This is a genomic window from Herbaspirillum sp. CF444 (genome assembly GCF_000282135.1).
Taxonomy (GTDB): Bacteria; Pseudomonadota; Gammaproteobacteria; order Burkholderiales; family Burkholderiaceae_D; genus Herbaspirillum.
Map to the genome: position 1 here is coordinate 46878 of NZ_AKJW01000023.1, position 11728 is coordinate 58605.

The following is an 11728-nucleotide window of genomic DNA, read 5'->3' on the forward strand; positions in this document are numbered from 1 at the left end:
TTGAATAGCAAGAGATCATTTTCATTCTCCTGCAAATATATTTGCAGGAGGCGATAGACTGGCAGGGTGAGGACGCATACACTGCGCCGTTCGGCCGGGGCGCGAGCAACCGAGTATTGAGAAGAGGGAGACGCAAATGACTTACGAAGAATATCTGGATGAAGTGACCACGCTGATTGCGGAGCTGTACGACGTCAATGACGCCGATGCCATCAAGATGGTGGTGAAGGCGCAGGCCGATGAGTTCTTCGTCAAGCACGATGATTTCGAAGCGATGCGTACGCAAGAACGCGCTTTGCTGGACGCCAAAACGATCTACAAACAAAGCAAGAGAAAGGCGCCCAAGCGCTGAGTTGCGAGCTGCGCAAACGCTCTTGAAGCAAGGTCTTTAACAATCAGTTGCAAATCGCGCGAACCATTGCGGATTTCTGGTCTCTACCAAGCATGCCCGTCGCAAAGCCTTTGTGGGAGCGGTGTCCGGCGATGTCTGACAGACATCGCGCCACTTCTTTCTCAGCGCCGGATTTATTGAATAATGTAGAAGGAGATTCACACATGAAGACACGTCAACTCGTTATTACAGCCGCACTGCTGGCCATGACCGGCGGCGCCATGGCGCAACAACAAAGCACGACAGATGTGCCTGCATCGCCGGGCATGATTGCTCCTGCCTCGCCAGCCAACGGCGTATCCAGCGATCCGTATGTACAGAAGCGTCAGTCCGACGCCGATGCCAAGGCGGAGTACAAGGCGCAGAAGAAGGCTGTGAAGCAACAAGCCAAGGCTGATAAAAAAGCCGCCAAGCAAGATCTGAAGGCGGAAAAGAAGGAATCCACGGCCGAGCGCAATGCCCAGCTGGCGCAGCCTCAACCCAAGAGTGACCTGAACAAGGGGCAATAATTTCGTTGCAGCGGTCTGGCGTCGTGAATTGTTCTGGTGCTCAGGCCGGCAACAAAAAGCCTCTTCGATGAAGAGGCTTTTTTTATCGTCGTCACTTATTGCGACGCCGTCCATCGTCACATGACAATCGCGCGCCACAGGATCACGCACCAGTCCGGCGTGCCCAACTTCGGCCGGCGTCTGAAAACATCGCCGTCCGCTTGCTCCAGCCGTTCCAGGATACGCAGCCCGCCTTGTACAACCATGCGCAGTTCCCAGCCTATGCGTCCCGGCAATCGATGCGCCAGCGGCGCCGCCGACAGCATCATGGCGCGCGCGCGGTCGATCTCGAACTGCATGAGCGCGTGCCACGCCGGGCCGCTGATCGCGCCGGCGATGTCTTGTTCGTTGATGCCGAAACGCTGCAAGTCTTCCAGCGGCAGATAAATCCGTTCTTTCTTCCAGTCGATGGCGACGTCCTGCCAGAAGTTGATCAGTTGCAGCGATGAGCAGATGGCGTCGGAGTCGCGCACATTTTCCGGTGTCGCCGCTTGATACAGATGCAGCATCAGCAGACCGACCGGATTGGCGGAGCGGCGGCAATAATCGAGCAGCGTGCCAAAATCCTGATAGCGTTTGGTCGCAACGTCCTGCTTGAAGGCCGACAGCAGGTCGCGGAAGGGCGTCAACGGTAGTTGATATTGGCGAATGACTTGCGCCAGCGTGCCGAATATCGGATCGGAGACCGGCGTGCCGGCCTCGATCTTGTCCAGTTCCTGTTCATATACGGTCAGTGCGGCGAGTCGTTGCGTCGGGTCGGCGTCGCCTTCATCGGCGATATCGTCGGCGCTGCGCGCGAAGGCGTAGATGGCCTTGACGGCAGGGCGCAAACGGGCCGGCAGCAAGATCGAAGCGACAGGGAAATTTTCGTAGTGGTCGACGGCCATGCAAGCGGATATCCGGTGAAAATAGGTGAGGGTAGGCATGGCGATGCGGATAGCGCGTTGCTGCCTGCTTTTTCTGTCCCGAATAGTAATGGAAAAATCCACCGGCATCGGTTTCCATGGAGCCGCCAGTCCGTTCAAGCCGCCTGTCGACGAGGATTTGGCATGGCAGCCAGGGCACCGAGGGACGAGCCGGCGGTCGCTGAAAAATTGCGCCACGCCCCTACAAAAACGCAGACAGTCCGCCAAGCTTGCAGTAGAATAGCGGGCTGCAATAAAAATGCTACCTCATTGACAGGGCTTGGTTTTCCGGCAAATACGCTGAAAAGTCCCAACGCGGTCCGGTCGGTGATGCACCTTTCAGCGAGGGTGGCGAAATTGGTAGACGCACCAGGTTTAGGTCCTGACGCCAGCAATGGTGTAGGGGTTCGAGTCCCCTCCCTCGCACCAACATCCCCTTTGGTTTTTCTGTTCGCCCGGCAAGGATATGCCGACTTCGGTCGCAGCTTGTTCCGGGCCGGGCGTTTTCATTTTCCGGTCTTTCCATCTTTTGTTGAGGTTTGCATGCGTTACCAGCATTACAAGGGCGGCATTTACGAATATCTCCATGACGCGACGCTGGAGTCTGATCTGACGCCGATGGTTGTTTATCGCGCCGCCAACGGTACGGTCTGGATTCGTCCGAAAGAAGTATTTCACGAAATCGTCGAAGTCGACGGCAAGCGCGTGCCGCGTTTTGCGCCGCTGGACGAGGCGGGTTGATTTCCGCAAATCCGGCGATTCTTCGATGCGGCGGATTGGAGCGATCTGTTAATGTCATGGTTTCGTCTATTTCTGAGTCAGGCAGGAAAATCATGAACAAATTAGTCAGTCTGGTTGGCGCAATGTCGCTGGCGTCCGTGTTTGCGGCGTCATCTGTCAATGCGCAGGAACTCGGCGACGTCAGCACGGCCTTTCGTTGGCTGGGAAAGAATGATCGCATCGCCGTCGAGGCTTACGATGATCCGAAAGTGGTCGGCGTAACCTGTTATGTCTCGCGTGCCCGCACCGGCGGCGTCAAGGGTACGGTCGGGCTGGCCGAGGACAAGTCCGAGGCGTCCATTGCCTGCCGCCAGGTGGCGGCGACGGTGACGTTCAAGGGGACGGTGCCGAAACAGGAGGATGTGTTCTCCGAACGCATGTCCATCTTGTTCAAACGCCTGCACATCGTGCGGCTGGTCGATGTCAAGCGCAATACCCTGGTCTATCTGACCTATTCCGACAAACTGATCGACGGTAGCCCGATGAACGCGATTACCGCCGTTCCCGTGGCTGCGTCCACTCCCATTCCGGTCAAATAGGCAAGGAATAAGCGATGAAAACAATCAGGACACTCGCGGCAGAATTGCAGGCGGGGCAGATCACCAGCGTCAAGCTGGTCGAGCAGGCGCTGGAGCGCATTGCGTCGTATCGGGAGCAAGGGGGCGCGGCTTACGTCAGCGTCGACGCCGGGCGTGCGCTGGCATCTGCACGCGCCAGCGATGCGGCGCGCGCCGCCGGCAATGTGCCGTCGCTGCTGGCGGGCTTGCCGGTGTCGATCAAGGATTTGTTCGACGTACAGGGCGAAGTCACCGCCGCGGGATCGAAAGCTCTGGCGAATGCGCCGGCGGCAACGGCGGATGCGCCGGCGGTGGCGCGCTTGCGGCATGCGGGTGCGATTTTGCTTGGACGTACCAACATGAGCGAATTCGCTTTCTCCGGCCTCGGCCTGAATCCGCATTACGGCACGCCGCGCAATCCTTTTGATGAACAACGTGTAAGCGGCGGCTCGACCTCCGGCGGCGCGGTGACGGTGGCGCTGGACATGGCCGTGGCTGCGCTGGGTACGGATACCGGCGGCTCGATCCGGATTCCTTCCGCATTCTGCGGTTTGACGGGTTTCAAGCCGACCGCGCGTCGCGTGAGTCTGCAAGGTGCGGTGCCGTTGTCGACGACGCTGGATTCGGCGGGGCCGTTGTCGCGCAGCGTGGATTGCTGCGCCATCGTCGATGCGATTTTGTCGGGAGAAGTGCTGGAAACGGACGCCGTGCCGCTGGCGGGCTTGCGCTTCGGCGTGACGGACGATTTTGTTGCCGACGGCATGGACGCCACGGTGCGTGCGGCTTTTGAGGCGGCGTTGTCGCGTTTGCAAAGCGCGGGCGCGTTGATCCAGCGATTTGCATTTTCGGAATTGAAAGAGTTGCCGTCGATCAATGCCGGCGGCGGCTTCAGTGCGGCGGAGTCGTGGGCCTGGCATCGCAAGCTGCTGGCAAGCTCCGCCGATCAGTACGATCAGCGCGTGGCGGTGCGCATTCGTCGTGGATCGCAGCAGACGGCCGCGGATTACCTCGATCTTCTTGCAGCGCGCCGGCGCATCATTGCGCAAGCAAGGCGTCGCCTGTCGGTATTCGACGCATGGCTGATGCCGACCGTACCGGTGGTGCCGCCCCTGATACAGGCTTTGCAGGAAAGCGATGAGACTTTCTTTGCAAGCAACGGATTGGTTTTGCGCAATCCGAGCGTGATCAATTTTCTTGATGGCTGCGCACTGAACCTTCCATGTCCTTCTCCGGACGGATTGCCGGTTGGCATCAGCGTCTGCGGCCAGCATGGCGATGATGCGCGCGTGCTGGCCATCGGCCGGGCTGTCGAGGCGGTTTTGCTCGCAAAGCAAGGCTGACGGGCAAGGCTGGCGCAAGATTTACGGACAGCATCAGCCGTTTTTATTAACAGAACCGGGGCGTTTTGGCGCAACGGCATCTTTTCCGTATAAAATAGCGGACTTTAGCGCGGCCGGGCAGGGCGAAAAGGCATGGTTTTCATGCCGGTTCTTTCCGGGCCGCACCACGGAATTTATTAATTTTTGGACGATTCACATGGCAACTGCAGTCGAAACTCTGAGCAAACTTGAGCGCCGTATCACCCTGACATTCCCACTGGCCGACGTGCAGGCTGAAGTTGAAAAACGCCTGAAAGTGCGCGCTCGCACGGCCAAGGCGCCAGGCTTCCGCCCAGGCAAAGTGCCAATGAAGATGGTTGCCGCTCAGTTCGGCTATCAGGTCGAAACCGAAGTGCTGAACGACAAGGTCGGTCGCGCATTCAACGACGTCGCAGTCGAAAACAATTTACGCGTTGCCGGCTATCCGAAGATCGAACCGAAGACCAGCGAAGGCGTGGCGGACGGTTCGCTGGCATTCGATGCAACATTTGAAATCTATCCGGAAGTCGTGATCGGCGATCTGTCCTCGGCTGAAGTCGAGAAGACCACATCGGCTGTCTCCGACACCGAAATCGACAAGACGCTGGACATCCTGCGCAAGCAACGCGTGCACTACCACGTCAAGGGCGAGCAAGGCGCGCACGGCGACGGCGGCGAGCCGGTTGCACAAAACGGCGACCGCGCCACGGTCGACTTCGTCGGCAAGATCGACGGCGTTGAATTCCAGGGCGGCAAGGCCGATGCCTTCCCGTTCGTGCTGGGCGAAGGCCGCATGCTGCCGGAATTCGAAGCAGCGACGATCGGCCTGAAGGTCGGCGAGTCCAAGACTTTCCCGCTGGCATTCCCGGCTGACTACCACGGCAAGGACGTGGCCGGCAAAACTGCGGAATTCACCATCACGCTGAAGAAGCTGGAATGGGCGCACATGCCGGAAGTCGACGCAGAATTCGCAAAATCGCTGGGTATCGAAGACGGCGACCTGACCAAGATGCGCGAAGACATCAAGCGCAATCTGGAACGCGAAGTCAGCGCCCGCACCAAGGCCAAGACCAAGGACAGCGTCATGGACGCCCTGATCAAGGTCAGCGAACTGGAAGTGCCGAAGGCATTGGTCGAGCAAGACATCGAGCGTTTGGTCGAAATGGCGCATCAGGACATGGCGCAACGCGGCATGGACCCTAAAGGCATGCAACTGCCGCGCGAACTGTTTGCCGCTCAGGCAGAACGTCGCGTCCGCCTGGGCCTGATCCTGGCGGAAGTCGTCAAGACCAACAAGCTGGAAGCCACCGAAGAACAAGTCAAGGCGCAAGTCGAAGACTTCGCACAAAGCTACGAAGACCCGCAACAAGTCCTGAAGTACTACTTCAGCGACCGTCGCCGCCTGGCAGAAGTCGAGGCTCTTGTTTTGGAAGAAAACGTCGTCAACTACGTGTTGGGTAAATCCAAGGTTTCCGAGAAATCGGTCGCGTTCGACGCATTGATGGGCAATCAGCCGCAAGCGTAATCCGACCTTCTCGGGTAACATCAGAGAAGACTACTACGCATAAGGAAATGCACATGACAGGTTTCATCAAGCAGTCTGCACTGGATACAGAGATGCTCGGCATGGTCCCGATGGTGATCGAGCAGAGCGGTCGCGGCGAGCGTGCGTACGATATTTATTCGCGCTTGCTGAAAGAGCGCATCATTTTCCTGGTCGGTCCGGTCAATGATGCGACCGCCAACCTGGTGGTGGCGCAGCTGCTGTTCCTGGAAAGCGAAAATCCGGACAAGGACATTTCGCTGTACATCAACTCCCCGGGCGGTTCGGTATCGGCCGGCATGGCGATTTTCGACACGATGCAATTCATCAAGCCGGATGTTTCCACGCTGTGTACCGGTCTGGCTGCCTCGATGGGCGCTTTCCTGCTGGCCGCCGGCGCCAAGGGCAAGCGTTTTTCGTTGCCGAACTCGCGCATCATGATTCACCAGCCTCTGGGCGGTGCGCAAGGCCAGGCGTCGGACATCGAAATCCAGGCGCGCGAAATTCTGTACCTGCGTGAACGTCTGAACGTCATCCTGGCAGAGAAGACCGGTCGTACGACCGATCAGATCGGCAAGGACACCGATCGCGACAATTTCATGTCGGCTACCGCTGCGGCTGAATATGGACTGATCGATCAGGTACTGGAAAAGCGCGCGTAATGGCAGGTGGTTTTGTCCTGTAGTTCCGTACGTTGAGCATTGTGTTTTCAGCAAATGCCCGAACTTCGGTTCGGGCATTTTCTTTTTGCACTGCGTCATCGTGTAAGAAACTGTCAATGCCGAAATTAAGGCCTGATTTCCACCTCATTGCTTTTTTTGTTTTCAGTCTTACATGCGGTAGGCTAGAACCTGCTTTTACTGGCGCCCAAATATGGCGATTCCGTGACGAATCATGAAATCGCAGGTATTATCAAGCCGAACTCTATTCACATTTGCCCTATATGTCCGAGAAAAAATCTTCCAGTGGCGAAAAGCTGCTTTATTGCTCGTTTTGCGGCAAAAGCCAGCATGAAGTCAAGAAACTGATCGCAGGTCCGTCGGTCTTTATTTGCGACGAATGCATCGATCTGTGCAATGACATCATTCGCGACGAAGCTTCCAGCGTCGAGTCGGTTGCCGGTGCCAAGTCGGATCTGCCGACGCCGCAGGAAATTTCCGAATTGCTCGACCAGTATGTGATCGGCCAGCAGACTGCCAAGCGCATTCTGTCGGTGGCCGTGTACAACCACTACAAGCGTCTGAAGCATCTCGGCAAGAAGGACGATGTCGAACTCGCCAAGAGCAATATCCTGCTGGTCGGTCCGACCGGTTCCGGCAAGACCTTGCTGGCCCAGACACTCGCACGCATGCTGAACGTACCGTTCGTGATCGCCGATGCGACCACGCTGACGGAAGCCGGCTATGTCGGCGAAGACGTCGAGAACATCATTCAGAAGCTGCTGCAGAACTGCAATTACGAAGTCGAGAAGGCCCAGAAGGGCATCGTCTATATCGACGAAATCGACAAGATCTCGCGCAAGTCCGACAACCCATCGATTACCCGCGACGTGTCCGGCGAAGGCGTCCAGCAGGCCCTGCTGAAACTGATCGAAGGCACGATGGCGTCGGTGCCGCCACAAGGCGGTCGCAAGCATCCCAACCAGGACTTCGTGCAGATCGACACGACCAACATCATGTTCATCTGCGGCGGCGCATTTGACGGCCTGGCGAAAATTATTTCCGAACGCTCCGAAAAGAGCGGCATCGGCTTTGGCGCCAACGTCAAGAGCCAGACCCAGAAGACCGCCAGCGAAGTGCTGCTGCACGCCGAACCGGACGATCTGGTCAAGTTCGGCCTGATCCCGGAACTGGTCGGCCGTCTGCCTGTGATTGCGACGCTGAACGAGTTGAACGAAGAAGCGCTGATCCAGATCCTGCTGGAGCCGAAGAACGCGCTGATCAAGCAATACGCCAAGCTGCTGCAAATGGAAGGCGCCGAACTGGAAATCCGTCCGGCGGCTTTGCAAGCCATCGCCAAGAAGGCGCTGGCGCGCAAGACCGGTGCGCGTGGTCTGCGCTCCATCCTTGAGCATGCCCTGCTGGACGTGATGTACGAACTGCCAAGCCAGCAAAATGTCGCCAAGGTGGTCATCGATGAAAACACCATCACCAACGGCGCCAAGCCTTTGCTGATCTACCACGAGCAGCCCAAGGTATCGGGCGGCTGATCGCAGGCGGAAGCCATCGGGGAGCAAAAAAATACCGGATGGAATCCGCTTGAACTAAAAGCGGTACAATAAACCGCGAACATCACTTCGGCTTCCATCGTAAAGCCACCCGAGGGCGACTTCGTGTGTGGCTTTTTTTGTTTGCGGATTTGTTGCCTTTTTTGTCACTTTATTAACCGCAGTTCAACTTTGCCAAAAGTACATTTCGCCAAAAAGTTGTCGTGTTTTTATTCAGTTTGGGCTTGTGTTTTAGCAGCTCGCGCCAACATCACTAACAGTAACTTTTGATAAGGCTCGCCATGACGACTTCTACTCTCACAGAACAAACGCAATTGCCTCTGTTGCCGTTGCGGGATGTTGTTGTCTTCCCGCATATGGTGATCCCTTTATTCGTCGGTCGTCCAAAGTCGATCAAGGCTCTGGAAGCCGCTATGGAGCAGGGCAAGAGCATCATGCTTGCCGCCCAGAAAGCCGCCGCCAAGGATGAGCCGTCGGCTGACGACATCTATGAAATCGGCTGCGTCGCCAATATCCTGCAAATGCTGAAGTTGCCCGACGGCACTGTCAAAGTGCTGGTCGAAGGCGCACAGCGCGCGCGCATTCATCACATCAGCGAACTGGACACCCATTTTGTTGCCGATCTGACACCAGTCGAGTCCGAGCTGGGCGACGAGGCTGAAGTGGAAGCCATGCGCCGCACCATCGTTCAGCAATTCGACCAGTACGTCAAACTGAACAAGAAGATCCCGCCCGAGATCCTGAGCTCGCTGGCCGGCATCGACGACGCCGGTCGTCTGGCCGACACCATTGCCGCACATTTGCCGCTCAAGCTCGAGCAAAAACAAGTCATCCTGGAAATCTTCAACGTCGCCAAGCGCCATGAGCATCTGCTCGGCCAGTTGGAAGGCGAACTGGACATCCTGCAGGTCGAAAAGCGCATTCGCGGCCGCGTCAAGCGCCAGATGGAAAAGTCGCAGCGCGAGTACTACCTGAACGAACAGGTCAAGGCCATCCAGAAGGAGTTGGGCGAAGGCGAAGACGGCGCCGATCTGGAAGAGCTGGAGAAGAAGATCCTCTCCGCCAAGATGCCGAAGGAAGCGCTGGAAAAGGCGCAGTCCGAATTGCGGAAACTCAAGCTGATGTCGCCGATGTCCGCTGAAGCCACGGTCGTGCGCAATTACATCGACACGCTGGTCGGTCTGCCATGGAAGAAGAAATCCAAGGTCAACAACGATCTGCCGAATGCCGAAAAAGTCCTCGAAGGGGACCACTACGGCCTCGACAAGGTCAAGGAACGCATTCTGGAATACCTCGCCGTGCAACAGCGCGTCGACAAGCTGAAAGCGCCGATCCTGTGCTTCGTCGGTCCTCCGGGCGTGGGCAAGACTTCGCTGGGCCAATCGATCGCCCGTGCAACGAATCGCAAGTTCGTGCGCATGGCATTGGGCGGCGTGCGTGACGAAGCCGAGATTCGCGGTCACCGCCGTACCTACATCGGTTCCATGCCGGGCAAGATCCTGCAAAGCCTGGCCAAGGTCGGCGTGCGCAATCCGTTGTTCCTGCTCGACGAAATCGACAAGCTGGGCATGGATTTCCGCGGTGATCCGTCGTCGGCGCTGCTGGAAGTGCTGGATCCGGAACAGAACCATACTTTCTCCGATCATTACATCGAAGTCGATTTCGACTTGTCGGACGTGATGTTCGTGGCGACGTCGAACTCCTTCAACATTCCGCCGGCGCTGCTGGACCGGATGGAAGTCATTCGCCTGTCGGGGTACACCGAAGATGAAAAGACCAGTATCGCGCAACGTTACCTGATGCCGAAACAGATCAAGAACAACGGTCTGAAAGAAGGCGAAATCAGCGTGGCCGAGTCGGCGATCCGCGACATCATTCGCTACTACACCCGCGAAGCCGGCGTGCGTTCGCTGGAACGCGAAGTGTCGAAGATCTGCCGCAAGGTCGTGAAGATGCTGTTGCTCAAGAAGCAGGAGAAGAAGGTCACCGTGACTTCGCGCAACCTGGACAAATTCCTCGGCGTGCGTCGTTTCGATTTCGGCATCGCCGAAAAAGAAAATCAAGTCGGCCAGGTCGTTGGCCTGGCATGGACCGAAGTGGGCGGCGACCTGCTGACCATCGAAGCCGTGACGATGCCGGGCAAGGGCGGCGTGATTCGCACCGGCACATTGGGCGACGTGATGAAGGAGTCGATCGAAGCAGCCCGCACCGTCGTGCGCAGCCGCGCGCAAAAGCTCGGCATCAGGAGCGACGTGTTCGAGAAACGCGACATCCATATCCACGTTCCTGAAGGTGCGACACCCAAAGACGGTCCTTCGGCAGGTATCGCGATGACGACGGCGATGGTGTCGGTGTTTACCGGTATCCCGGTTCGCGCCGACGTGGCGATGACCGGCGAGATCACCTTGCGCGGCGAAGTGTTGCCGATTGGCGGCCTGAAGGAAAAACTGCTGGCGGCGCATCGCGGCGGCATCAAGACGGTCCTGATCCCTGAGCAAAACGTCAAGGATCTGACCGAGATTCCCGACAACGTGAAGAACAAGTTGGAAATCGTGCCGGTGCGTTGGATCGACAAGGTGCTGGAAATAGCTTTGGAGCGTCAACCGGTTCCTTTGACCGACGAAGAAGCGGTTGTCGCAGCGGTGGCCCCGAAGGAAGAATCGGCGGATTCCAGTGTCGTGAAGCATTGATGCCATGATTGTCCGGCAAGGCTCCTGGTCTTGTCGGGCAAGATGAAAAAGCGCTCTTCGGAGCGCTTTTTTTATGTCGTTGGCAAAAAAATAAAACGTTTTACGTATTTGGCAAAGCTGATTTTCAGGTCGGTGCGTGCCTCTGCAAACCGCTTGACACAAGGGTTTGCGGCTTGTTTAATAGCCTCTGCAGATTTTTCTGCATTGCGTGTGATGAGCGTCTGGCCTCATTCACAGAGGAAGACGCCGTTGCGAAATCCAATCTTTGTCTAAAGGGGCGTAAGTGAACAAAACCGAATTGATCGATCACATTGCCAAGTCTGCGGATATCTCCAAAGCAGCATCGGCCCGAGCGCTTGATGCCGTCATCGACGCAGTAAAAACCACATTGAAAAAGAACGGAAGCGTCACGTTGGTTGGCTTCGGCACCTTTTCCGTAGGCAAGCGTGCGGCGCGTACAGGCCGAAATCCGCGTACCGGCGACGCGATCAAGATCAAGGCAGCGAAAGTGCCTAAATTTAAACCTGGCAAAGCTTTAAAAGATGCGCTAAACTAGCGGTCTTTCGTCATTGACAGATGGCGAGTGATTGTTTGAGTTAGGTGCGGGTGCTTAGCTCAGTTGGTAGAGCAGCGCCCTTACAAGGCGCGGGTCGGGAGTTCGAGCCTCTCAGCACCCACCAGAATCTCAAACGGTCAGCAACAGTTTAGGAGTGGTAGTTCAGTTGGTTA

At 57.0% G+C, this 11728-nt stretch carries 11 protein-coding genes and 2 tRNA genes; 12 read left to right on the top strand and 1 reads right to left on the bottom strand.

All coding sequences use genetic code 11. The features are described 5' to 3' along the window. The first annotated feature begins 136 nt into the window (after positions 1-136). Both PMI16_RS06435 and PMI16_RS06440 read left to right on the top strand, forming a co-directional pair. Entirely contained in the window at positions 137-352 is a 216-nt protein-coding gene (locus tag PMI16_RS06435; RefSeq protein WP_007877630.1) for a hypothetical protein, read from the top strand. 203 nt (positions 353-555) lie between these two features. Next, on the top strand, positions 556-900 hold the full coding sequence (locus PMI16_RS06440) for a hypothetical protein (RefSeq protein WP_007877631.1): 345 nt from the start codon (positions 556-558) through the stop codon (positions 898-900). A 116-nt stretch (positions 901-1016) separates the two neighbouring features. Here the strand turns inward: PMI16_RS06440 and hpnC are convergent, their stop codons facing one another. Beyond that, the gene (gene hpnC, locus PMI16_RS06445) at positions 1017-1826 is read right to left on the bottom strand and encodes a squalene synthase HpnC (protein WP_007877632.1); all 810 of its coding nucleotides are present in this window, start codon (positions 1824-1826) and stop codon (positions 1017-1019) included. 360 nt (positions 1827-2186) lie between these two features. On the opposite strand from hpnC, the gene PMI16_RS06450 reads away from it, so the two are divergent. From PMI16_RS06450 to PMI16_RS06495, 10 genes are all read left to right on the top strand, one after another. Next, positions 2187-2273 (top strand) — tRNA-Leu (locus PMI16_RS06450). 114 nt (positions 2274-2387) lie between these two features. Next, the gene (locus tag PMI16_RS06455) at positions 2388-2585 is read left to right on the top strand and encodes a DUF1653 domain-containing protein (RefSeq protein ID WP_007877633.1); all 198 of its coding nucleotides are present in this window, start codon (positions 2388-2390) and stop codon (positions 2583-2585) included. A gap of 122 nt (positions 2586-2707) precedes the next feature. Beyond that, entirely contained in the window at positions 2708-3163 is a 456-nt protein-coding gene (locus tag PMI16_RS06460; RefSeq protein WP_085942258.1) for a CreA family protein, read from the top strand. A gap of 14 nt (positions 3164-3177) precedes the next feature. Beyond that, positions 3178-4521 carry an amidase gene (locus PMI16_RS06465; RefSeq protein WP_007877636.1) on the top strand — a complete coding sequence of 448 codons (1344 nt, stop codon included), beginning with the start codon at positions 3178-3180 and terminating at the stop codon, positions 4519-4521. 196 nt (positions 4522-4717) lie between these two features. Further along, on the top strand, positions 4718-6064 hold the full coding sequence (gene tig / locus PMI16_RS06470) for a trigger factor (RefSeq protein WP_007877637.1): 1347 nt from the start codon (positions 4718-4720) through the stop codon (positions 6062-6064). A 53-nt stretch (positions 6065-6117) separates the two neighbouring features. Next, positions 6118-6744 carry an ATP-dependent Clp endopeptidase proteolytic subunit ClpP gene (gene clpP / locus PMI16_RS06475; protein ID WP_007877638.1) on the top strand — a complete coding sequence of 209 codons (627 nt, stop codon included), beginning with the start codon at positions 6118-6120 and terminating at the stop codon, positions 6742-6744. A gap of 281 nt (positions 6745-7025) precedes the next feature. Continuing rightward, the gene (gene clpX, locus PMI16_RS06480; RefSeq protein ID WP_007877639.1) at positions 7026-8291 is read left to right on the top strand and encodes an ATP-dependent Clp protease ATP-binding subunit ClpX; all 1266 of its coding nucleotides are present in this window, start codon (positions 7026-7028) and stop codon (positions 8289-8291) included. A 299-nt stretch (positions 8292-8590) separates the two neighbouring features. Continuing rightward, complete coding sequence (gene lon, locus PMI16_RS06485; protein ID WP_007877640.1) at positions 8591-10999, top strand: endopeptidase La; 2409 nt, start codon at positions 8591-8593, stop codon at positions 10997-10999. Positions 11000-11282: 283 nt separating this feature from the next. Next, entirely contained in the window at positions 11283-11555 is a 273-nt protein-coding gene (locus tag PMI16_RS06490) for an HU family DNA-binding protein (protein ID WP_034379419.1), read from the top strand. Between the two features lie 48 nt (positions 11556-11603). Beyond that, positions 11604-11679: transfer RNA gene (locus PMI16_RS06495), tRNA-Val, on the top strand. Positions 11680-11728: the final 49 nt, after the last annotated feature.

Excerpts from the sequence above, each read along its gene's own strand:
- PMI16_RS06435 (WP_007877630.1), top strand. The coding sequence starts at position 137 with ATGACTTACGAAGAATATCTGGATGAAGTGACCACGCTGATTGCGGAG.
- PMI16_RS06440 (WP_007877631.1), top strand. The coding sequence starts at position 556 with ATGAAGACACGTCAACTCGTTATTACAGCCGCACTGCTGGCCATGACC.
- hpnC (WP_007877632.1), bottom strand. The coding sequence starts at position 1,826 with ATGGCCGTCGACCACTACGAAAATTTCCCTGTCGCTTCGATCTTGCTG.
- PMI16_RS06455 (WP_007877633.1), top strand. The coding sequence starts at position 2,388 with ATGCGTTACCAGCATTACAAGGGCGGCATTTACGAATATCTCCATGAC.
- PMI16_RS06460 (WP_085942258.1), top strand. The coding sequence starts at position 2,708 with ATGTCGCTGGCGTCCGTGTTTGCGGCGTCATCTGTCAATGCGCAGGAA.
- PMI16_RS06465 (WP_007877636.1), top strand. The coding sequence starts at position 3,178 with ATGAAAACAATCAGGACACTCGCGGCAGAATTGCAGGCGGGGCAGATC.
- tig (WP_007877637.1), top strand. The coding sequence starts at position 4,718 with ATGGCAACTGCAGTCGAAACTCTGAGCAAACTTGAGCGCCGTATCACC.
- clpP (WP_007877638.1), top strand. The coding sequence starts at position 6,118 with ATGACAGGTTTCATCAAGCAGTCTGCACTGGATACAGAGATGCTCGGC.
- clpX (WP_007877639.1), top strand. The coding sequence starts at position 7,026 with ATGTCCGAGAAAAAATCTTCCAGTGGCGAAAAGCTGCTTTATTGCTCG.
- lon (WP_007877640.1), top strand. The coding sequence starts at position 8,591 with ATGACGACTTCTACTCTCACAGAACAAACGCAATTGCCTCTGTTGCCG.